General features: G+C 64.2%; 18 protein-coding genes. 2 read left to right on the forward strand and 16 right to left on the reverse strand.

The window, feature by feature from the left end; translation table 11 throughout:
- Nucleotides 1-18: 18 nt before the first annotated feature.
- The 9 genes from L2I41_RS03550 to L2I41_RS03590 form a co-directional block, all read right to left on the reverse strand.
- Nucleotides 19-603: a methyltransferase domain-containing protein gene (locus L2I41_RS03550; protein WP_237152132.1), complete on the reverse strand. Its 585-nt coding sequence runs from the start codon at nt 601-603 to the stop codon at nt 19-21.
- Between the two features lie 93 nt (nt 604-696).
- Entirely contained in the window at nt 697-1,077 is a 381-nt protein-coding gene (locus L2I41_RS03555) for a DUF6869 domain-containing protein (RefSeq protein WP_237152133.1), read from the reverse strand.
- Nucleotides 1,078-1,368: 291 nt separating this feature from the next.
- Nucleotides 1,369-4,488 carry an efflux RND transporter permease subunit gene (locus L2I41_RS03560; RefSeq protein WP_237152134.1) on the reverse strand — a complete coding sequence of 1,040 codons (3,120 nt, stop codon included), beginning with the start codon at nt 4,486-4,488 and terminating at the stop codon, nt 1,369-1,371.
- A 4-nt stretch (nt 4,489-4,492) separates the two neighbouring features.
- On the reverse strand, nt 4,493-5,875 hold the full coding sequence (locus L2I41_RS03565; protein WP_237152135.1) for an efflux RND transporter periplasmic adaptor subunit: 1,383 nt from the start codon (nt 5,873-5,875) through the stop codon (nt 4,493-4,495).
- A gap of 143 nt (nt 5,876-6,018) precedes the next feature.
- A complete protein-coding gene (locus L2I41_RS03570; RefSeq protein ID WP_237152136.1) occupies nt 6,019-6,573 on the reverse strand; it encodes a DUF934 domain-containing protein in 555 nt (184 codons plus the stop codon).
- Nucleotides 6,574-6,576: 3 nt separating this feature from the next.
- A complete protein-coding gene (locus L2I41_RS03575) occupies nt 6,577-7,335 on the reverse strand; it encodes a phosphoadenylyl-sulfate reductase (protein ID WP_237152137.1) in 759 nt (252 codons plus the stop codon).
- Nucleotides 7,325-8,980 (reverse strand): nitrite/sulfite reductase, encoded by a 1,656-nt coding sequence (locus L2I41_RS03580; protein WP_237152138.1) that lies wholly within the window; start codon nt 8,978-8,980, stop codon nt 7,325-7,327. The genes L2I41_RS03575 and L2I41_RS03580 overlap by 11 nt, the downstream gene beginning before the upstream one ends.
- Before the next feature lie 26 nt (nt 8,981-9,006).
- Complete coding sequence (locus L2I41_RS03585) at nt 9,007-9,309, reverse strand: DUF2849 domain-containing protein (protein ID WP_237152139.1); 303 nt, start codon at nt 9,307-9,309, stop codon at nt 9,007-9,009.
- A gap of 300 nt (nt 9,310-9,609) precedes the next feature.
- Complete coding sequence (locus L2I41_RS03590) at nt 9,610-11,292, reverse strand: methyl-accepting chemotaxis protein (protein WP_237152140.1); 1,683 nt, start codon at nt 11,290-11,292, stop codon at nt 9,610-9,612.
- An 819-nt stretch (nt 11,293-12,111) separates the two neighbouring features.
- On the opposite strand from L2I41_RS03590, the gene L2I41_RS03595 reads away from it, so the two are divergent.
- A complete protein-coding gene (locus tag L2I41_RS03595) occupies nt 12,112-13,092 on the forward strand; it encodes a helix-turn-helix domain-containing protein (RefSeq protein WP_237152141.1) in 981 nt (326 codons plus the stop codon).
- An 84-nt stretch (nt 13,093-13,176) separates the two neighbouring features.
- Here L2I41_RS03595 and L2I41_RS03600 read toward each other — a convergent pair whose 3' ends face one another.
- From L2I41_RS03600 to L2I41_RS03630, 7 genes are all read right to left on the reverse strand, one after another.
- Nucleotides 13,177-14,874 carry a methyl-accepting chemotaxis protein gene (locus tag L2I41_RS03600; RefSeq protein WP_237152142.1) on the reverse strand — a complete coding sequence of 566 codons (1,698 nt, stop codon included), beginning with the start codon at nt 14,872-14,874 and terminating at the stop codon, nt 13,177-13,179.
- 211 nt (nt 14,875-15,085) lie between these two features.
- Nucleotides 15,086-16,378: an NAD(P)/FAD-dependent oxidoreductase gene (locus L2I41_RS03605; protein ID WP_237152143.1), complete on the reverse strand. Its 1,293-nt coding sequence runs from the start codon at nt 16,376-16,378 to the stop codon at nt 15,086-15,088.
- 151 nt (nt 16,379-16,529) lie between these two features.
- Nucleotides 16,530-16,976, reverse strand: a complete 447-nt coding sequence (locus tag L2I41_RS03610; RefSeq protein WP_237152144.1) for a type II toxin-antitoxin system VapC family toxin — start codon at nt 16,974-16,976, stop codon at nt 16,530-16,532.
- Entirely contained in the window at nt 16,973-17,218 is a 246-nt protein-coding gene (locus L2I41_RS03615; protein ID WP_237152145.1) for a type II toxin-antitoxin system VapB family antitoxin, read from the reverse strand. The genes L2I41_RS03610 and L2I41_RS03615 overlap by 4 nt, the downstream gene beginning before the upstream one ends.
- A gap of 108 nt (nt 17,219-17,326) precedes the next feature.
- Entirely contained in the window at nt 17,327-18,712 is a 1,386-nt protein-coding gene (locus tag L2I41_RS03620; RefSeq protein WP_237152146.1) for an aspartate aminotransferase family protein, read from the reverse strand.
- Nucleotides 18,713-18,806: 94 nt separating this feature from the next.
- Nucleotides 18,807-20,210 carry a glutamine synthetase family protein gene (locus L2I41_RS03625; RefSeq protein ID WP_237152147.1) on the reverse strand — a complete coding sequence of 468 codons (1,404 nt, stop codon included), beginning with the start codon at nt 20,208-20,210 and terminating at the stop codon, nt 18,807-18,809.
- Between the two features lie 126 nt (nt 20,211-20,336).
- Nucleotides 20,337-21,095 carry a GntR family transcriptional regulator gene (locus tag L2I41_RS03630; protein ID WP_237152148.1) on the reverse strand — a complete coding sequence of 253 codons (759 nt, stop codon included), beginning with the start codon at nt 21,093-21,095 and terminating at the stop codon, nt 20,337-20,339.
- 385 nt (nt 21,096-21,480) lie between these two features.
- Here L2I41_RS03630 and L2I41_RS03635 point away from each other — a divergent pair, with 385 nt between their 5' ends.
- On the forward strand, nt 21,481-22,581 hold the full coding sequence (locus tag L2I41_RS03635; protein ID WP_237152149.1) for a polyamine ABC transporter substrate-binding protein: 1,101 nt from the start codon (nt 21,481-21,483) through the stop codon (nt 22,579-22,581).
- The last annotated feature ends 61 nt before the right edge of the window (nt 22,582-22,642 follow it).

Below are 22,642 nucleotides of genomic sequence, written 5' to 3' on the forward strand. Positions count from 1 at the left end.
GCTTCATTCCCAAGCGAGTTAGCGAATGGCTGTTATCGCTATCCATTCTGTCGGATGGCGGTCATAGCCGCTGCCCAGCCGGCTTTCCACTTCCAAAGAGGCCCACGGGGCCGCCGCGTGCCAGACGGCTTTCAGTTCGTCTCGTGAGAGGTAATTGTAAGTGCGACCGAGCAGATCCTGGCCTTCTGCGGTGCCAGCCTTGAAACTCGCCCACACAAGGCCCCCGCGCATCAGCGCGGTGTGAACCTTGGTGAGTATGTCGCCGAGCTCGCAGCGCGGGGCATGGGTGAGAGACGCACAGGCATATATTCCGTCGTATTCTTCTACGGGAGCGAGTTCGCCGAAGAGCATGGTATGAACCGGCTGGCCAATCCTATGCGAGGCGATGGCCGCAAGTTCCGACGAGCCATCCTTTGCATCCAGCTCGAAACCGGCTTGCAGGATCGCCGCGGCATCAACCCCGCCGCCGCTTCCCAGCTCAAGAATGCGGCCGCGCCTTGGGCAGCGATTCAAAAAGGCATGTAGCCGAGGATTGGGCACATCTCCATCTGCGGCGTAGTGTGCAGCATTCGCGCAGTAGAAGCTGAGAGTTGTATCGAGCATCGGTTGTTTCATCGAGACTAGCCAAAGCGGTAGGATCCAACTCCAGCACGGCGAAGAAAAGCCCAACAAGCTTTTAGGGGGCAATTCAAAAAATCACTCAAGTGGACTTGCCAACAGCTGAACGCGCTTCCAGACAGCTTCTTCCATCCTGTTGCGCCAGACCCCGCCGAGTACACGCTTCCACGTTACCGAGCGACGAGCATACATCTCAATACTATCGATGATCATGCTGCCGTGAATCGCCAAGATATCCTCGACAGAGCCTGCCCCGAGGTTTGCCAGCAGGAGAGCATCGGGATTGAGAGCGATTATGGCGTCGGCTACGAGAAGTGCGTCGTCCGGGTGCACACGCACGAGATGGTCCATACGGTCGTAGGCCCATCCCGATTCAGTCTGTTTGGCGGAATTCCCATGGGTGGTATGTAGGTCAATCCAGGCTCTTGCCAGCGCCTGAATTGCGTCTCCCTCGATCATCTGAAGCGGCTCCCGTCGACCGGCATTTCGCGGATGTCGAAACACGACGGACGTCGTGTTCGTGAGCTGGAAGACTATCACAGAGTTGCCGGCCTTGTGCTGGACAAGCATACGTTCGCCAAAGGCGCGACATGGGCCGGTGACTGGATCGACGGCAAAGCTGACGTTTTTCTGTAACTTTCTGCGCGGAAAGCCGCGACCGAGCTGGGTCTCCCGCCTCAGCGAGGGTGACAGCTACGCCTTGTCGGCGAAGCAGTCACCGGCCCCCGCTAAGCTCGCCTTTGCCGCCCGTCACTCCGCCAGATGCAGGCCCTCTGCCGCGTCCAGTTCGGACTTGAGGCGCTTTTCCTCGGTGCCGCGCGGCTTGGATAGGCCGGCGAGCAGCAGGTAGACGGTGGGGGTGAGGAACAGGGTGAAGACGGTGGCAAAGCCGAGACCGCCCACCAGCACCCAGCCGAGGGCGACGCGCGCTTCGGCGCCGGCACCGGAGGCGAGCACCAGCGGCACGGCACCGACGACGGTGGCGATCATGGTCATGGTGACCGGCCTGAGGCGGATCTTCGCTGCCGTCTCGATGGCCTTGCGCACACCCATGCCTTCGTCGCGCAGCTGGTTGGCGAACTCCACCACCAGAATGCCGTTCTTGGCCATGATGCCGACGAGCATCACCAAGCCGATCTGGCTGTAGAGGTTGAGCGTGCCGCCGGTGAGCGTGATGGCGAAGACGGCGGCGGCAAGGCCGAAGGGCACGGTGGCGATGATGATCACCGCCGACACGAAACTCTCGAACTGGGCGGCGAGCACGAGCAGCACCACCAGGAGCGCGAAGCCGAAGGTGGCAGAGAGGCCCTTGGAGGTCTGCGCCAGCGCCGCCGCCTCGCCGGTGACGGCGATGGAATAGCCCGGCGACAGCACTTGAGCCGCCACGTCATTGGCGACGATCATGGCCTGTGCCAGCGAGGTGCCGGGGCCGAGATCGGCGGTGATCGGCACGGCGCGCTGCTGGCCGGCGCGCGACAGGCCGGGTGCGGTGGCACTTTCCTCCACGGTGGCGATCGACGACATGGGCACGATGCGCTTGTCGGCGGTGCGCAGGAAGACGTTGGAAAGGTCGGTCGGATCGTCGATCGGGTGCTCGCTGGAGACGAGTTTGACGTCCATGGTCTGGCCGCCGACCGATACGGTGGCGATCTTGCGCCCGTCGAGCAGCGATTGCAGCGCCTGACCGAGACCGGTGATGTCGATGCCAAGATCCTGCGCCTTGTCGCGATCGATCTTCACCGACAGCTGGGCCTGGGTCGGTGCATAGTCGAGGCGGATGTTGGCAAGCTCCGGCCGCTTGGAGAGCGCGTCCATCAGCTTGTCGCTCTCGGTGGCCAGTCCCGCAAAATCGGGGCCGACAAGCGAGAAACGCAATCCCTGGCCGCCGCCGCGAATGCCGAGCGAGTTGGAGCTCATGGCAAAGGCGCGGATCGAGGGCAGGGCGGCGAGCTTGCCGTTGATCTCGGCGGCGATCTGCTTCTGGCTGCGGCTGCGCTGGTCCCAGGGGGCGAGCGCCACCATCATGAAGCCGGTGTTGATGTCGCCGCGCCCGGCAATGGCGAAGGTGGATGTGGCCTCGCCGCTGTCGAGATAGGGCTTCAGGATCTCGCCCACCTTGTCCATCTGCCGGCTCATGGCCTCGATCGACACGCCTTGCGGCGCGGTGACGTTGAGCATGATCGAGCCGCGATCCTCGTTGGGCGTCAGTTCGTTGGGCAGGCTGCGGAAGGCGACGAAGGCGGCGCCGGCGAAGACGAGTGCGATGACGATCACCACCATGGGGGCGGCAAGGCACAGGCCGAGCACACGGCCGTAGGCCCAGGCGAGCGGCCGGCCGACGGCGCCGAAGATCGTCGCCATGACGGGGCGATGATGGCCGGGCTTCACCTCGTCGCTCGGCAGGATATAGGCCGCCAGCATGGGGGCGAAGGTGAGCGCGGTAAAGGCGGAAATGCCGACCGCGATGGCCAGCACGAAGCCGAACTCGCGGAACAGCGCCCCGGCAGTGCCGGGCAGGAAGGAGATCGGCACGAAGACGGCGGCGAGCGTCACCGTCGTCGCCAGCACGGCGAAGAACACCTCCTGGGTGCCGAGCACGGCGGCGGCGCGCGATTTCATGCCCATGTGCCGGCGGCGGACGATGTTTTCGAGCACGACGATGGCGTCGTCCACCACGATGCCGGTGGCCAGCACCAGCGCCAGCAGCGTGATGATGTTGACCGAGAAATCCACCGCCCACATGGCCGCCAGCGTGCCGATCAGCGAGATGGGAATGGTGATGGCCGGAATGAGCGTGGCGCGCCAGTTGGCAAGGAAGAGATAGATGACGCCGATGACGATGAGCACGCCAAGGCCCAACGCCATGATCACCTCGTGCAGCGCACCGTTGATGAACTGCGCGTCGTCGGAGGTGACGCTGACGGAGACGCCGGCGGGCAGCGTCTTCTGCAGCGTCGCCACGGCCTTGGCGACGTCCTTGGAGATCTGGATGGTGTTGGAGCCGGCCGAGCGGATGATGCCCATGCCGATGCCGGTGTGACCGTTGATCTTGAGCGCGGAGGCTTCCGTGTCGGGGCCGAGGGTGACGGAGGCGATGTCGCGCACCCGCGTCGTCTCGTTGACCATCAGGTTGCCGATGGCGGCGGGGTCGGTGAGGCGGGCGTCGGCGCGGACCAGCAGCGACAGGTCGCGGTTGGACAACGACCCGGCCGGGCTGTCGATGGAGACGGTGGCGACGGCCTTGGCGAGGTCGGCGACGGTGAGGCCGCGGGCGGACAGCGCCACCTGATCCACGTCCACCTTGAAGATCGGTGTGCGATCGCCGAACACCTGCACGTCGGCGACGCCGTCGACGGCGGAGAGCACGTCGGAAATGCGGTTGTCGACCAGATCGGACAATTGCTCGATCGGCATGCTGTCGGAGGTGACGGCGAGGCGCAGGATCGGGTTGGCGTCGGCGTCGGCCTTGACGATCTGCGGCTCGTCGATGTCGTCGGGCAGGCTGTTGCGGATGCGGCTGACGGCGTCGCGCAGGTCGTTGGCGGCGACGTTGAGGTCGGTGCTGTCGGAGAACTGCACCGTCACGCGCGAGCGGCCGAGGGAGGAGCGGCCGGCAATGTCGGTGACGCCGGCGACGCGGGCGACGGCGGACTCGATCTGGGCGGTGACGTCGGTGTCGACGGTCTCCGGCGCGGCCGAGGTATAGTTGGTGGAGATGGTGACGACCGGCTGGTCGACATTGGGCAGTTCGCGGATCTCGATGCCGCGGAAGGCGGCAAGGCCGGCCACGACGACGAGGGCGTTGACCACCAGCGCCAGCACAGGGCGGCGCACGAACAGGGCGGTGAAGGTATTGCCGGATGCGGACATCGGATCAGCCTCCGTTGGCCGGTGCGGCGGCGTCCTGCCCGTGCTGGTGATGCTTGCGCGTGCCGTCGGCGGGCGCTGTCCCGTCGCTCGGGGGGGCGGCGGCTGGAGCCGTGCCGGGTGTCGCCGCAGCGCCGGCATCGGCGACGGGGGTGACGGCACCGGAGGGATCGGTGGTGCCGAGGCGGACGGCGGCGCCGGCCTTGACGCCCTGCAGGCCCTCGGTGACGATGGCGTCGCCCGCGGCGAGCGGGCCGTCCAGCAGCACCGTGTCGGCATTGCGCTCGACGATGGTGACGCCGACGCGCTCGGCCTTGCCGTCGGTGATGCGCCAGACATAGGAGCCGTCGCGATCCCATTGCACGGAGACGGCGGGCACGGCGACCTTGTGTTCGCCGGGGAAATGCAGCGTCACCAGGAAGGACATGCCCGGGCGCAGGAGGTCGGCGGCATTGTCGATCACCGCCTGCACCACCAGCGTGCGGCTGTCCGCCTCGATCTGGCTGCCGACGGCGGAGACGGTGCCGTCGAAGGACTTGCCTGGCTGGGACGGCGTGGTGACGGCGACGGTCTCGTTGAGGCTGACGCGGGCGGCAAAGGCCTCGGGGACGCGGAACTCCACCTTGAGGCGCGACCGGTCATCGAGCGTCGCCAGCTGGGTCGAGGCGCTGACCATGTCGCCCACCTCGACGCTGGTGAGTCCGATGATGCCGGAGAAGGGAGCATGGGTGACGCGGCGGCTCAGGTCGAGCTCGGCCTGCTTCAGGGACAATTGCGCCTTGGTGAGGTCGGACAGGGCGGTGTCGCGGTCGACGGTGGCGATGGACTGGTTGGCCACCAGCTTGTCATAGCGCGCCACCTTGGCCTGAGCATCCGACAGCGCCACCTTGGCGGTCTCCACCGCGATGGTCTCGACATCGTCGTCGAGCTTGAGGAGCACGTCGCCCTCGGCCACACGCTGGCCCGCTTCAAAGGGGACGGCGGTGACCATGCCGGACGAGCGCGGGAACAGCGCCACGGTGCGCGCCGCTTCCGCCGTGCCGATGGCTTCGACCCGATCGGCGGTGATGGCGTCTGTGGCCGGCGCGGTGATCACGAGGGCGGGGCCGCCGAAGCCGCCACCCTGCCGCCCGCCGCCGCCCTGGTGTCCTCCGCCCTGACCGGCCCCCTGACCGCCACCTTGGCCGCCGCCCTGATGCTGTCCCTTGCCGCCGGACGCGGCAGCCGTGGCGTCCTCCGCCTTGGCCGTGAAGGCCCAGGCGGGCAGCGCGGCCTCGGGCACGCCGAGAGAAACCAGGGTTGAACGGGCGGACGGGTCATAGGCGCCCCAGGCAGCGATACCCGCCACCACGAGGCCGACAACGATCAGAAACTGCTTCCAGAAAGCCATCTGGCGCTCCGACTAAGGACAATTGGCACTTATCCTTATCTTCGCGCCAAGGAGGGCGACAGGGAAGAACATGTAATCAAATGTATCGGGGGCGCCTGGCGCCCCCGAAATCATTTCACAATGTCGTGACGGTCTTCAAAACCCTACCGCGCGCGGCGCAACCAGGGACGTGTGCCCACCGGCGCCTCGACGCGCACTGCCGGCTGGTAGTGGATCTGCGGCGCCGGATCGCGGCCGGCGGCGAGATACTCGCGCGTGATGGCGTGTCGCACCTCGAAGGCGGTGAAGCCGAGGCGCTTCATGTAGGTGATCTGGTCGATCAGCACATTGCCGATGGCGCGTAGCTCGCCCGAAAAGCCGGTGCGGGCGATGCGGGTCGCGTGGCTGAAGCCGCGGCCGTCGGTGTATTTGGGAAAGTCGATGGCGATCACCGCGAGGCGATCGAGGAAGGGCAAGACGGCATTGACGTCGTCGGCCGGGCGCAGCACCACGCCGATGCGGCGGTTGCCGAGATGGCCGCCGTCGAGCGTCGCCTGCAGGTCGGCAAGGGGAACCAGCACACCGCCGCTCTCGGGCAGACCGGCGCCGGCTTCGACCTGCGCAAAGTCATTGGCCTCGAAGGCGCCGTTGCGGAACACGTCGGCGGTGGACACAACGGTCGGCGGGGCCGCCGGGATCAGGGCGCTCTGTACGCTCATGGCTTAGATTCCGCTGCCAAAGGCTTCGTGGCCGAGAAGGCCGAGGTGGATGCCGCATTCGGTCTTGGCCTGGCCACGCCAGCGCCCGGCCCGCTCGTCCTCGCCGGGCTTCACGCGGTCGGTGCAGGGCATGCAGCCGATGGAGAGATAGCCGTCGGCGACGAGACCGTGCGCCGGCAGGCCGTGTTCCTCGCGATAGGCCTCGACGCGGGCGCGGTTCCAGCCGGCCAGCGGGTTGACCTTGATCTTGTCGCCGTCGGCTTCGAACAGCGGCAGCTTGGTGCGCGTCTCCGCCTGGAAGCGCTTGCGACCGGTGATCCAGGAGGAAAAGCCCTCCATGGCGACCGACAACGGCTGCACCTTGCGGACAGCGCAGCAGGCGTCGGTGTCGCGCAGCCACAGCGCGCCCTCCGGATCATGCTGCTGCAGCAGGGCCGGTTGCGGCTGGATCGAGCGCACGTCGGTGAGCTGGAGCAGATCGACGAGGCTGTCGCGATAGCGCAACGTCTCGCCGAACAGCTTGCCGGTGTCGATGAAGACGACCGGCAGGTTGCGATCGATGCCGGCGACCATGTGCAAGAGCACGGCGCTGTCGGCCCCGAAGGAGGATACCAGCGCGATCTCGCCGGAAAAATGCTCCTCGATGGCGGCGCGCAGCACGACCGGGGCTTCCTGGCCGTCATACTGGCTGGAGAGCAGGCGGGCTTCGGCGACGACGCCCTGATCGGGATCGACGGCGAGCGTCATGGCGTCAAGCACCATAGAGCGCCTCCTTGAAGGGCGCCTCGCCGACACGGCGATAGGCAGTGAGGAAGGTTTCGTCCGGCGACTGGCGCAGGCCGAGATAGGCGTCGACCACCTTTTCGACCGCGTCGACGATCTCGTCGGAGGAGAAGCCCGGACCGATGATCTCGCCGACCGAGGCGGTCTCGTCGGGGCTGCCACCGAGGGTGATCTGGTAGACTTCCTCGCCCTTCTTGTCGACGCCGAGGATGCCGATATGGCCGACGTGGTGATGGCCGCAGGCGTTGATGCAGCCGGAGATCTTGATGGACAAGGGCCCGATCTCGTCCTGCCGCGCCGGGGCGCCGAAGCGCTCCGACAGACGCGAGGCCACCGGGATCGAGCGGGCGTTGGCCAGCGCGCAATAGTCGAGACCGGGGCAGGCGATGATGTCGGTGATCGACCCGGCATTGGCGGTGGCGAGCCCCGCCGCCTTCAGCGCGGCATAGATCGCCGGCACGTCGTCCAGCGCCACATGCGGCAGCACGAGATTCTGCTCATGGCTGACGCGGATCTCGTCGAAGGCATGCGCTTCGGCAAGATCGGCCACCACGTCCATCTGATCGGCCGAAGCGTCGCCGGGAATGCCGCCGATCGGCTTCAGCGAGATGGTGAGCGAGGTATAGCCCGGCTGCTTGTGCCGGTGCAGATTGTAGCGGCAGAAGCGGTCGAACTCGGCATCCGCCTTGCGGGCGGCGTCGAGCGTGGCCGATGTCGCCGGACGGGCGGCGAAAGCCGGTGGCGCGAAATAGGCTTTGATGCGCTGCACCTCCGCGTCCGGAACGGTGAGCGTGCCGCCCTTCACGAAGGCGAACTCCTCTTCCACCATGCGGCGGATCTCGTCGATGCCGGTCTCGTGCACGAGGATCTTGATGCGCGCCTTGTACTTGTGGTCGCGGCGGCCGAACAGATTGTAGACGCGCAGGATGGCGTCGAGATAGGCGAGAATGTCCTCCTGCGGCACGAAGGCGGAGACCTCGCGCGCCATCATCGGCGTGCGGCCCTGGCCGCCCCCGACGAAAACCTTGAAGCCCACGCCGCCGGCCGCGTTGCGGACGACTTCCAGACCCACGTCATGGGTGCGGATGGCGGCGCGGTCGTGGGCGGCGCCGGTGACGGCGATCTTGAACTTGCGCGGCAGGAAGGAGAATTCCGGGTGCAGGCTCGACCACTGGCGCAGGATTTCCGCATAGGGGCGCGGATCGTCCACCTCGTCGAAAGCGGCACCGGCGAAGTGATCGCAGGTGACGTTGCGGATGCAGTTGCCCGACGTCTGGATGGCGTGCATCTCCACTTCGGCCAGCTCGCCGAGAATGGCCGGAATGTCCTTGAGCGCCGGCCAGTTATACTGGATGTTCTGCCGCGTGGTGAAATGGCCGAAGCCCTTGTCATAGGCGCGGGCAATATGGGCGAGCTTGCGCATCTGCCGCGCGGCCAGCGTGCCATAGGGCACGGCGACGCGCAGCATGTAGGCGTGCAGCTGCAGATAGAGCCCGTTCATCAGCCGATGCGGCCGGAACTCGTCCTCCGTCATCTCGCCTGCGAGACGGCGCCGGACCTGATCGGAAAACTGGGCGACGCGCTCACGGACAAAGGCGGCGTCGAATTCGTCGTAACGGTACATGGCGGCTCACTCGGCGGCGGAACGGATCAGGAGGCGAAGGGCTTGAGATCGGCCCGGTGGTCGGATTTGACGGTGGGGCCGAAGGCACGGATGCGCTCGCGCAGGCGTACGGGGACGATGGCGCCATCGGCGTCGGTTACGTCGATCACCTCGACCTCGATCACCCGCGCCGCGGCGACATCGGCCTTGGCGGCAAGCTCGGCGGTGGTGGCGGCGGCCTTGTCGGACAACACCTCGGCAGCGTTGACGTCCCGCACCCAATCGCCCGAGGCGGTGCGGAACACGACGTCTCCGTCGGCGAGGCGGTTGGCAGTGACGATCTGCGGCATCGGGGCACTCTTCGCGTGCTGGAAATGGAATTCGACAAATAGCCGAAACACCTGCGCGGGAAGAGCATGAGGCTTCCAAATTGGCGCCAGTGAATAGAAAAAAATGCTCAGTGCGGCAATTTTGGCCGGATGACTTGCCAAGTTGCAGCCTCAAGCTCCGAAAATGGGCCGCTGCAAGCGGGGCTGACGCCCCGAAGATCCGGTGAGAAGGGACCTGAGGCGCGTGCGCCTCAGGACGATGCTACGGCAACCGTGAGCCCGCAAGGGGAGACGACGTGATCTCCCTCTGCAACAGGCGGCTCACCCCGCCCGGAGGGTCTCGACAAAATTCGCCACGGCTCCGCCCATGTCGGCGGCCTGACGCTGCAGTTCGGAGGACAGGCCCATCAGCTGGGTCGACGCCGAACCCGTCATCTCCGCGGCGTGGCCGACGCCGGAGATGTTGCCGGTGACCTGCGTCGTACCCTCGGCGGCGCGGCGGCAGTTCTCGGCGATCTCCGACGTGGCGGCGCCCTGTTCCTCGACGGCCGAGGCGATGTGGCTGGAGATCTCGCGTACCGTCGTCATGGTGGTGACGATCTGCTCGATCGAGGCCATCGCGACACCGGTCGCCTGCTGGATCTCGGTGACCTTCTGCGCGATCTCGTCGGTGGCCTTGGCGGTCTGGGTGGCGAGCTGCTTCACCTCCGAGGCAACGACGGCAAAGCCGCGCCCTGCTTCGCCAGCGCGTGCCGCCTCGATGGTGGCGTTGAGCGCGAGGAGGTTGGTCTGGTCGGCGATGTTCTTGATGAGGTCGACCACGTCGCCGATCTGCTGGGCGGCGGAGGCCAGGTCTTTGACGCGCCCGGCCGAGGCGGTGGCCTCGTTGAAGGCGTGGTCGGCAACCGAGGCCGACTTGACCACCTGGCCGTTGATCTCGCCGACGGAAGCGGTGAGCTGCTCGGCGGCGGAGGCGACGGTCTGCACGTTGGTGGCGGCCTCCTCGGCGGCCGAGCCGACGGCCTGGGCCTGCCGCGAGGTCTCTTCCGCCGTGGCGGAGAGATTGCGGGCGGCATCGGCAACCTGGGTCGACGACGATCCGAAGTTGGCGGCGAGCGCGCCCATCTCCCGCTGGAACTTGTCGGCCAGCGCCAGCCGCTCGGCAATCGCCCGCTCGTGCTGCGCCAGTTCCTGCTGCTTGGCAGCAGTCCGATCGTTGGCCGCCTGGAAGAGGTCGTCGCGGAACTGCAGCAGTGTCTTCGCCATCATGCCAAGTTCATTGGTGCGATCGGCGTAGGGGACGGAGGCATCGAGCTTGCCGCCGGCGATTGTGCCCATCGCGGCGGTGATGCGCTGCATCGGCAGGGCGACGCCGAACACCGAAAAGCTGCCCTGCACCAGGGCGATCAGCGTCAGGACGCCGGTGATGCCGACCACCGACCACCAGACCTTGGCAAATGTCGCGTCGTTTTCATCGTTGACGACGTCGGCATCGTGATTGTTGAGCTCCATGAGCTTGTCGAGAAGATCGCCAGCGTTGTTGTAATATCTGTCCATCTCGCCGCGGAACAGCTTGCCTGCCTCCTCGTCCTTCGAGGCGCGCGAAAGTTCCACGAAAGTCTTGTTCAAGTCGACATAGTGGAGATAGCTGTTCTGGATGTCATTGAACAAGTCGGTCTCGGCGCCCGCTTGCATATGGGACGCATATTTCTTCGACCAATCGGCGAATGTGTCCTGCGCTGCGGCAATGGCCTTTTCCGAAGCATCCTGTTCTGGCGGCGTATTGGCCATCAGGTGCTCGCCACCGGCGATACGCAGATCGCCGATGGCGACATTCATCTCCTCGGCCTGCTGCAGCCCGGAAAGGATATCGTCATAGAGCGTGTTGGCGCCGTCGTTGGTGGTGCTTACGCCGGAGACACCGACATAGCCGACTGCCAGGCACAGAATGAGGCTCAAGGCCGACAAGGTGGCGAGGCCAAACTTGATCGAGACCGATTTCATATGTCTCTCCGACATCCAGTTGAGATCACTTGCAAGTATATTGCCGCGCGTTGCAGGAGAGATCCCCTGCCTCGCACGGCAATCATGTGTCGTGCACACTGAGAATCATTATTTTCATGTGTGTGCGTGTTTGTAGCGTATACTGTGTGTGGTGTTATTTGTACTTTACCGTATTTCGTCAAAATCACGGAAATCGTCATGATTTGGGGCGCGTTCGGGTGGGGAAGTGCAGCTGGATATGGCCGAGTGTTGCGGCGGGATGCTGCGAGGAAAGACAGTAAGATATTAGGAAATAACGATTAGTGGCGGGGTGGTGGTCGAGGTCGCGCACCTTCCTTGCGCCTTGCCGGCAGCGGGCTGCAGCCAGATGATGTGCAATGTAAAGTAAAAACTCCCACAGTAATGCAAAAAATAATCAGATGCGGTGTTCCGACGTTTAGTGTAAAAAGGTAGTGCATGAAGCCGTCGAAGTACAATGAAATTTTATTCTGAAATAGGAAGTATGCATAAATCCATATGTTTCAGATGTCTGTCGTGCCTTCGAATACAGTCATGGTGATGTGGAAAAGATCGGGAAGCTTGAGATAAAGAGAAGTTTTCACATTGATAAAAATGCCAATTTAACCGATTAAAATTCCGCTGATTACATTTTACATTTGATGTGGCGACCGGTTTGGAGACATTATATCAGTACTTTAAACAATGGTAAGTTCTATTAGGGCGCGTAAACTTGGGCCGCGTGAGCGGTCCAATGAGATGCGCCGAGTGCCGTATCTGATCTTGAAGTTGCAGGTTGGCGGCAAAGGGGAGTGCCTTGGGATGCAAGCGGCGTCCGCCAGTGACCGTTACCGCATAGTGGAAGGCGACGGGCCCGAGATGATCTCGGAGAAGCTGAACGACGCCTTCCGGGCGCGGATCACGTCGACCAACCTGTCGGAGATGCAGCACTCGGTCATGAACGGGTTCATGACAAAGATCGGGGGTGTCTTCTGGCAGGAAGGCTTCAGCGGCATCGAAATCGAGACCAGGACCCGCTACCACATGCAGGTCTTCACGCTGGAAGGCGCCATGTCTGTCCATGCGGAAGGGCAACTGATCGAGGGTGGGCAGAACGACCTTGTCCAGATCTCTCCGAATATCCTTATCCGCAAACGCTTCGCACAAGGATCCCGCCACGTCTATCTGGCCTTGCCCGATGACTGCGTCCGCGATCGCGCCCTGTTTCTGTTTTCCGATCGTGGCTACAGCTTCGTTGGCGCTCCGGTGTCGGTCAGCCATCTGACACCGCTCAACAAGATCTCCAAGCGGATCATCCTGAACATCATCGACTATCTCGACGACGCCTCGACGGATCGGCACGACAGTTTCGTGATGGAGTCGCTCGAGTATCTCCGCACGCTCTATGTGCGCAGCCACTATATCGAGCACGAGGGGGGAATGCTGGACGGCGACGCCTGTGCCGGAGACGTGTCGATCCGCATCGCCATCGAACACATCAAGGAAAACTGGCGTCAATCGCTGTCCCTGCAGGACCTGGTGCAGCTGACCGGCGTCAGCCCCAGTACGCTGCTGAGGGCTTTCAAGCGCCACACGGGCATGACACCGATGGCATTTCTCAAGCAAACACGCTTGCGTCGCGCCCGCGATCTGCTGCTGGCGGCGGACAGGCATGTGACGATCACCGAGGTGATCTTCTCCTGCGGCTTCGGCAATACCGGGCACTTCGCCCGAGAGTACAAGGAACTCTTCGGTGAGCTGCCGTCTGAAACGCTGCGACGCAGGGTCCCGGACTGCTTCTGATCCCGACGTCGCGAGCACCGAGCGCCATCTGTCGGGGCACTCGGTGCTTGCGATCTTGTGGTGGCTTGCCCGGGGCTTGCCCGCTCACCCCGCCCGGAGGGTCTCGACGAAACTCGCCACGGCTCCGCCCATGTCGGCGGCCTGACGCTGCAGTTCGGAGGACAGGCCCATCAGCTGGGTCGACGCCGAACCGGTCATCTCCGCGGCGTGGCCGACGCCGGAGATGTTGCCGGTGACCTGCGTCGTGCCTTCGGCGGCGCGGCGGCAGTTCTCGGCGATCTCCGACGTGGCGGCGCCCTGTTCCTCGACGGCCGAGGCGATGCGGCTGGAGATCTCGCGTACCGTCGTCATGGTGGTGACGATCTGCTCGATCGAGGCCACCGCGACACCGGTCGCCTGCTGGATCTCGGTGACCTTCTGCGCGATCTCGTCGGTGGCCTTGGCGGTCTGGGTGGCGAGCTGCTTCACCTCCGAGGCAACGACGGCAAAGCCGCGTCCCGCCTCACCGGCGCGTGCCGCCTCGATGGTGGCGTTGAGCGCGAGGAGGTTGGTCTGGTCGGCGATGTTCTTGATGAGGTCGACCACATCGCCGATCTGCTGGGCGGCGGAGGCCAAGTCCTTGACGCGCCCGGCCGAGGCGGTGGCCTCGTTGAAGGCGTGGTCGGCAACCGAGGCCGACTTGACCACCTGGCCGTTGATCTCGCCGACGGACGCGGTGAGCTGCTCGGCGGCGGAGGCGACGGTCTGCACGTTGGTGGCGGCCTCCTCGGCGGCCGAGCCGACGGCCTGGGCCTGCCGCGAGGTCTCTTCCGCCGTGGCGGAGAGATTGCGGGCGGCATCGGCAACCTGGGTCGACGACGATCCGAAGTTGGCGGCGAGTGCGCCCATCTCCCGCTGGAACTTGTCGGCCAGCGCCAGCCGCTCGGCAATCGCCCGCTCGTGCTGCGCCAGTTCCTGCTGCTTGGCAGCGGTCCGATCGTTGGCCGCCTGGAAGAGGTTCTGGCGCAGCGCCTCGGCGGCGCGGGCCAGCTGGCCGATCTCGTCCTTGCGGTCAACACCACCAACGGTGACGTTGAGGTCGCCGGCGGCGAGCGTGTTGGTGAGCCGCGTGATGTCGCCGATCGGCTGGGCGATGCCGAACCGCGAGGCGAAGAAGGCGATGATCAGGACGATTCCAAGCGCCCCGAAGGTGACAAGATAGGTGGTCGAGATCGTGCTGTTGGTGTTGGCAGACGCTTCGGCGCTTTGAGACTTCATCTGGCCTTCAATCTCGTCAGTCAGAGCAACCAACTGCTTCACGGCATCGTCCAGCAGCGGTCCACAGGTGGCACTCATCTGACTGGTCGCCTTGCGCAGGGTTTCCGCATCGGTACCGCCGTTTGCCATTGCAATGGCGCTGTCGCAGGAGGCGGTGAGCTGGCTCGACACCTTATCGCCGATCTCCTTGAGCCGGGGAGCGAACTCGGGACCCGCTTCGGCTGCCTTGGCGAGCCAATCCTGGAACTTGGCCCTTGCCGTGTCGGACTCCTTGGCCGCGGCGTCCTTGGCGTCAGGCGTTGTGGCCGCCAGGTTCATGTAAAGGCTTGCCGACAGCGATGCCAAATTGCGGTTTGCCCGGACAACGTCGATCTCGACAATGGCTTTGTGATTGATCAACTGGTCGTAGTCCGCGCCGATGGAACGCATCTTCGTTGCAGCGAACAGGGTGGCACCAATGGTTGCCAGGCCGAGGAGCATCAGAAGCGAGACAATCTTCAGGAGCACGGGCAGGTTCTTGAACATTTGAGCAGGCTCACCTTCACGAAAGAATTCGCTATTCCGGCGCCACGCTGTCCATTTTTCCTTAAGATAGAATTAATAACAAAATAAATAAATGTATACGTTAAGTATCTAAGATATCAAATCCTGAATATATCATCCCTGCAGAAGACAAATTCAAATATCGACATAAGATAATCTTGTCGTGTTATTGGGCAGCTCGCAAAGGAAGCTGTCACAGCAGGTCCAGGATCTTGAACCAGCTCATGGCGGCCACCAGTGTCGGCCAGCGCAGGGCAGCGCCGCCGGGGAAGGGCGGCGTGGGGATGGCGGCGAACTGGTCGAAGCGGCCGAGCGTGCCGGCGATGGCTTCGGCGAGGATATGACCGGCGAAGGGCGCCATCATCACGCCCTGGCCGGAATAGCCGGCGGCGACCCAGACATTGGGGCGCGGACGCCGCACATAGGGCATGCGGTTGAAGGTGATGCCGAGCGTGCCACCCCAGGCGTGGCTGACCGGCGCCGTCACCAGCTCCGGATAGACATTCCGGAGGTGCTTGCGCACGAAGCCGGCAATGTCGGCAGGGAAATGCGGGCTGAAGGTTTCGCCGCCGCCGAAGACGAGGCGCAGGTCCGGCGTCTGATGCCAGTAGTAGACCACGAAGCGCGTGTCGCTGACCGCTTCCTCGCCCGGGATCAGCCGCCGGTCGAGCGGCTCGGTGGCGAGGATGAAATTGTTGAGCGGCATGACGCGCGCGTCGGTCTCTGGGTCGAGGCCGCCGAGATAGCCGTTGCCGGCGAGGATCACCGTATCGGCCTGCACTTCGCCCGCTTGCGTGCGCAGCACCGGCCGCGAGCCGTGTACGATCTCGAGGACACGCGAGTTCTCGAAGATCGTGGCGCCGGCCTCCGTGGCGGCGCGGGCAAGGCCGAGGGCGAATTTCAGCGGATGCAGTTGGCCGCCGTCGGGATCGTAGGTGCCGGCGTGATAGACCGGGGTACCGACGCGGGTGGCGGTTTCCTCGCGGCTCAGGAACTGGTGGCGGAGGCCCCATTTCTCCGCCTGGTGATCGAGATGCTTGCGCTCGTCCGCGACCCAGCGCTTCTTGTGAATGGTGTGGATCAGCCCCTCACGCAGATCGCAGTCGATGGCATGTTCGGCGATCAGCTGGCGCTGGAACAGTCGCGCCTCCTCGGCCAGCGCGAGCAGGTCGCGCGCCGCCTGCTCGCCCATGTGCGCGGCAATCCAGTCCGGCCCCATGCGCTGGCCGGGGTGGATCTGTCCGCCATTGCGGCCCGAGGCGCCCCAGCCCACCTTGTTGGCTTCGAGCACGGCCACCTTGAGACCGCGCCGGGCGAGACTGCGCGCCGCCGACAGACCGGTATAGCCGGCGCCGATGATGGCCACATCGGCCCGAACATAGCCCTTCAGCGCCGGATGATCCGGGATGGCGCCGGCACTTGCCGCATACCACGAACCGGTGTGCGGGGCTTTTCCTTGCGGCGGCATGAAGGTGGTCGGATACATGGGGCGGCTCTGCAATGGCGAGAAGGAGTGAGGACAAGTTTAGGTGGGCAAGGGCGGTGCGTCGTGCGTGACGACGCGTAAGAGGTCTGCGGATTTGCCCGTTTTGCCGAGGATATTTTGGGCAGCCATGCGGAAATGACGGGCAGGGCTGTCAAGGGTCACGGGCATTCGCGATGTCTGTCATGGAGAAGTCGTTGCCCTTGAAGAGCAGACGCAGTCCATAAATGCGTGTGCAGGCATAAGAAAAGCAGTCGCCAAAGTTCAAGTCCGCCGGATGGCCGATCGCCTTTCCAAAACGCATGCCGGCATCAAGAGCGGCCAGGCCGACCCGATCCGTGATGGCGACTTCCTGCAGATTGAGCTCCTTGGCCAACAGGGAGACAGCTTCGTGGGCGAGGGCAATCTGATCGGCGGTCGGCTTGCAGTGAGGCGCATCCAGTCTTGCCATCGCATGCGCCAACGAGATGGTCGCCTCATACCGAACAAGCGGCGAGAAGTGAAAGGGACCTGGCGCGGCTTCCAGCAGTTCGACAAGCTCCCGGGCGTCAGGCTCGGGCTTCAGTATGGCTACAATCACGGATGAATCGATGAAGATCACTTATCGCCCCACATGGCGTCAGTGAACGACTTCATGTCGAAATCCGGATTGCCCGGGCCTATCTGGCCAGCTTTCTCACGCGCAGCGGACAACCTGTTCCACAAGCCGGTCGAGTTCTTGACGCGGTCGATCTCGTGTCGCAGCGCCTGTTTCACGGCAACTTCCAGGCTGTCGGCGTGGGTAAGTCGCTTCACTTCCTCTGCCAGCGCGAGCGCTTCGTCGTCTTGAAGATGGAGCTGCATCGTCCAACCCTCCATGGCTAGACATTATCATGGCAATGGCTGTGCGCGCCATGGTGCGCACAGCCATGCGGACGATACAAGATCAACTGCGCTTCACAGTCCTTTGCGTCACCCCATCAGGCCTTCCGCCTTGAGGTCGGCCAGCGTCATGTCCAGCGTCTTGGCGGCGGTGGCGACCAGGAGGTCGGCTTCCTCGTGGCTGAGCACCAGCGGCGGCGAGATGATCATGGTGTCGCCGACGGCGCGCATGACGAGGCCGTTCTTGAAGGAATGGTCGCGGCACATCATGCCGACCTTGCCGTCGCCCTCGAAGCGGCGGTGCGACGGCTTGGCCGGAACCAGCTCCAGCGCGCCGACGAGACCGGTCATGCGCACTTCGCCGATCAGCGGATGGTCGGCGAGCTGCATCCAGCGCGCCTTGAGATAGGGGCCGATGTCGTCGCGCACCCGCTCGACCAGCTTCTCTTCCTTGATGATCTTGAGATTGGCGAGCGCGGCTGCGGCACAGACCGGGTGGGCCGAATAGGTGAAGCCGTGGTTGAAGTCGCCGGTCTCCTCGATGACATGCGCCACCTTGTCGGAGACGAGCACGCCGCCGATCGGCAGATAGCCCGAGGACAGGCCCTTGGCGATCGGCATCAGGTCAGGCTCGACGCCGAAATGCTGGCAGCCGAACCAGCTGCCGAGACGGCCGAAGCCGCAGATCACTTCGTCGGTGATGAGCAGGATTTCCCGCGACTTGCAGATGCGCGAGATCTCGGGCCAGTAGGTCTCCGGCGGGATGATCACGCCACCGGCGCCCTGGATCGGCTCGGCGATGAAGGCGGCGACCTTGTCCTCGCCGATCTCGTCGATGGCCTTCTCAAGTTCGCGCGCCGCCCACAGGCCGAAGTCGGCCGGGCTCATGTCGCCGCCCTCTCCGAACCAGTAGGGCTGGGCGATGTGGTGGACGCCGGGGATCGGCAATCCGCCCTGCTCGTGCATGGGCTTCATGCCGCCGAGCGAGGCGCCGGCGACGGTGGAGCCGTGATAGGCGTTCTTGCGGGCGATGATCACCTTCTTGTCGGGCTTGCCGAGCGTCGCCCAATAGGTGCGCGCCATGCGCAGGATGGTGTCGTTGGCTTCCGAGCCCGAACCGGTGAAGAACACGCGGTTGAAGCCCTCCGGCGACACCTCGGCCAGCGCGGCGGCCAGCTCGACCGCCGGCGGATGCGTGGTCTTGAAGAAGGTGTTGTAATACTCGAGCTCGAGCATCTGCTTGTTCACGGCTTCGGCGATCTCGTGCCGGCCATGGCCGATGTTGCAGCACCACAGCCCGGCCATGCCGTCGAGGATCTTGTTGCCATCGCTGTCATAGATGAACGAGCCTTCACCGCGCACGATCACGCGCGCGCCCTGCGCGTTCAGCGATCGGGTGTCGGAGAAGGGGTGGATGTGATGGGCCGCATCGAGCGCGCGATAGTGGGCGGTGGGGTACTTGTTGTGCAGGGTCATGGGGTCGCCTCGTGACAATAGAGGGGCGCTGCGCCGCAGATCGAAACGTTCCGCGGCGCTGTCGCCGATGGGCTCAAGTGGTATTGCGTGTCGTTCAGACCGCCAGAAGCAGGTGCTGCCGCTCCCAGCTGGAGATCACGTTCATGAAGGTCTCGTATTCCTGCTGCTTGATCGCGCGGTAGGTGGCCGTGAAGCGCGAACCGAACATGTCGGAGAGCTCCGGCGTGTCCTCGAACAGCGCAAGGGCTTCCAGCAGGCCGCGCGGCAGGCCGAAGGGCAGCGAGCGGGCCGAGCCGACGATCGGATCCTCGGCGGTCAGCTTTTCCTGGATGCCGAGCAGGCCGCAGCCCAGCGTCGCCGCCATGGCGAGATAGGGATTGGCGTCCGAAGACGGCACGCGGTTCTCGACGCGACGCGCCTGCGGCCCGGAGTTGGGCACGCGGATGCCGACGGTGCGGTTGTCATAGCCCCAGTGCACGTTGATCGGCGCCGCGGTGCCGCGTGTGAGGCGGCGGTAGCTGTTCACGTAGGGCGCCAGGATGCACATCACCGACGGCAGATACTTCTGCAGACCGGCGATGAAGGAGAAGAACAGCTCCGTCGGGTTGCCCTCGTCGTCGGAGAAGATGTTCTTGCCCGTCTCGATGTCGACCACCGACTGGTGGATGTGCATGGCCGAGCCCGGCTCGCGGCTCATCGGCTTGGCCATGAAGGTGGCGTACATGTTGTGGCGCATGGCCGCTTCACGGATGGTGCGCTTGAACAGGAACACCTGGTCGGCCAGCGCCAGCGGGTCGCCGTGACGCAGGTTGATCTCCATCTGCGCCGCGCCTTCCTCGTGGATCAGCGTGTCGATCTCGAGACCCTGCTTCTCGGAGAAGTCGTAGATGTCGTCGAACAGGTCGTCGAACTCGTTGACGTGCTGGATCGAATAGGACTGGCGCGACGACTCGGCCCGGCCGGAGCGACCGATCGGCGGCTCCAGCGGATAGTCGGGGTCGATGTTCTGCTTGACCAGATAGAACTCGATCTCCGGTGCCACCACGGCCTTCCAGCCCTCGCGCTCATAGAGGCTGGCGATGCGGCGCAGCAGTTGGCGCGGCGCCAGCTCGAAGGCGCGACCGTCGCGGTGATAGGCGTCGTGGATGATCTGCGCCGTCGGCTCCGACGCCCAGGGCACGGCGGCCAGCGTCGAGTAGTCCGGCTTCAGGATGACGTCGCCGTCATTGGGATCGTGCTGGAAGTTGTCGTCTTCTTCCGGATACTCGCCCGTGATCGTCGTGGTGAACACCGAGGTCGGCATCGCCATCACGGGGGAGGAGAAGAACTTGTCGGCGGGCATCAGCTTGCCGCGCGCCACGCCGGCAAGGTCGGACGTCATGCACTCGATATCTTCGATGCCGCGGGAATTCAGCCACTGGCGGGCCTCGGCCAGCGACTCAACCCCGCGCAAGGGGTTGCGGGTCGCATCGGTTGTCTCGGTCGTAACCAGGCTCATGATAAAAATCTCTCGTGTTGTCTTCGCCGCGCGGGTGGACGTTTTGAACCGCACTCGGGGCGGCAACGCGACGGCGTCAATCAGATGGTGTCGATGTCGTATTTGTGATCACAAATTTGCATTTTGTCAAATCGTGACCTTGGGAGCGGCGATCTTGCGGCGGCGTCGAGGCGGCGGGTGCTGCACCTCGGCATCGCGAACGGCATCGCCGATCAACTCCATGCCCTCGGAAATATCGAGCCGAATCGCCTCGGCAAAGGCGGCGGCATCGCCGCGCGCGGCCGCTTCCAGAGCCTGCTTGTGATGGTCGACAAGGCCCGTGGTGCCGACGCGGCCATAGACCATGCGCATGAACGGGCCGAACCGCAGCCAGACGCTTTCGATGAGCGGCAGGAACACGTCGGACAGCGAGCGCTCGTAGATGGCAAAATGGAAGGCGTGGTTGAGCACCATGTAGCGCTCGACATTGCCGTCGGACAGGCTGACGTCGATCTCGTCGTCGATGCGTTTGAGCTGCCGGAGGCACTCCCGATCGATGTTGGGCAGCGCCAGGGCCGCCGCCCGCGGCTCCAGCAGGGCGCGCGCGTCGAGGATTTCCGTGATCCGCTTCTGGTCGAGGCGCGGAACGGTGATGCGCCCGCTGGCGGATATGTCGATGGCCCGCTCGGCCGCAAGGCCGCGGATCGCTTCGCGCACCGGCATCGGGCTGACGCCGAGCTGGTCGGCAAGGCCGCGCAGCGTCATCGGCAAACCCGGCTGGATGCGTCCGATGATCAGGGCTTCGCGCAAGGCCGAGGTGACCCGGTCGCGCGCATTGCTGCGCACCGAAAGGTCCTGCGGACTGGCCTGAGGGCCGGAAAGGGTCGATAGGGTCTGTTCGCTCATCGCTCAGCTCGTTGTGCCTGCAATCAGCTCTTGCAGGCGCTCTCTATTTGTGATCACAATTACGTACGGACGCAATAGGGAAAGTCATTAGGCGGCAAGGTTGGTTCGAACAATCGGCACCGTCCGACGACGAAACGGACAGCGTAAAAGTCGACGACTGACGCTTTTCGGTACAAGCCAAAAAATAGGCACAAGCCTGTTGTGGTCCATGTCCGCCTATGCATAAACTGCAGTGGGCGGAGGCGGCTCGGGATCGTTTGGGTGGCAGGCCCGGACGCGGGGCGCAGCCTTCAACAGGGGGCGGAAGATCTTGAACCGCAAGGCTGATCTGCCGTCGAAGGTCAAGGTTTCATACGTGGCAGGCAGGCAAGAGGGAACAACGAAAATGTCCAAACTTGGATTGCGCGCGCTCGGCGCGGCAGCGGGCCTGACGGTGGCGCTGATCTCGGGCGCTCAGGCCGAGGACAAGGTGGTCAACGTCTTCAACTGGTCCGACTATATCGACCAGTCGGTGCTCGACGACTTCACCAAGGAAACCGGCATCAAGGTCGTCTACGACGTCTTCGATTCCAACGACATTCTCGAAACCAAGCTGCTGGCCGGTGGCACCGGCTATGACGTGGTGGTGCCGAGCGCCGAGTTCCTCGCCCGCCAGATCCAGGCCGGCGTGTTCCAGAAGCTCGACAAGTCGAAGCTGCCCAACCTCGTCAACGTCTGGCCGGACGTGGCCGAGCGCCTGGCGGTTTACGACCCGGGCAACGAATATGCCGTCAACTACATGTGGGGCACCACCGGCATCGGCTACAACCCCGACAAGATCAAGGCGATCGATCCCAATGCGCCGGTCGACAGCTGGAAGATCCTGTTCGATCCGGAAACCGTCGCCAAGTTCAAGTCCTGCGGCATCTATGTGCTAGATGCGCCGGAAGAGCTGATCCCTGCGGCCCTCAACTATCTGGGCAAGGATCCCAACTCCAAGGACTCGGCCGACATCGAAGCGGCGGGCGAACTGCTCAAGTCCATCGCCCCGAACATCCAGAAGTTCAACTCGTCGGAATACATCAACGCACTGGCCAACGGCGACATCTGCCTGGCCGTCGGTTATTCGGGTGACGTGCTGCAGGCGCGCAACCGCGCTGCCGAAGCCAAGAACGGCGTGACCGTGGCCTATTCCGTGCCGAAGGAAGGCGCCAAGCTGTTCTTCGACAACATGGCCATTCCCGCCGACGCACCGCATCCGGAAGAAGCGCTCGCCTTCATCAACTTCATCCTGAAGCCGGAAGAGATCGCCAAGTCGTCCAACTACGTGAGCTATGCCAACGGCAACCTCGCCTCGCAGAAGTTCATCGATCCGGCGATCCTGAACGACAAGGCGATCTTCCCCGACGCCGAGACCATGAAGCACCTCTACGGCATCTCGCCCTATGATCCGAAGTCGCAGCGCGTGCTGACCCGCGTGTGGACCTCGGTCAAGACCGGCATGTAAGCCCTGAGAGACGCCCGGTCGGAAGAGACCGGGCGTCTTGCCTTCGAACCGGCCACGATGC

This window comes from Oryzibacter oryziterrae, from assembly GCF_021864535.1.
GTDB classification, from domain to species: domain Bacteria; phylum Pseudomonadota; class Alphaproteobacteria; order Rhizobiales; family Pleomorphomonadaceae; genus Pleomorphomonas; species Pleomorphomonas oryziterrae.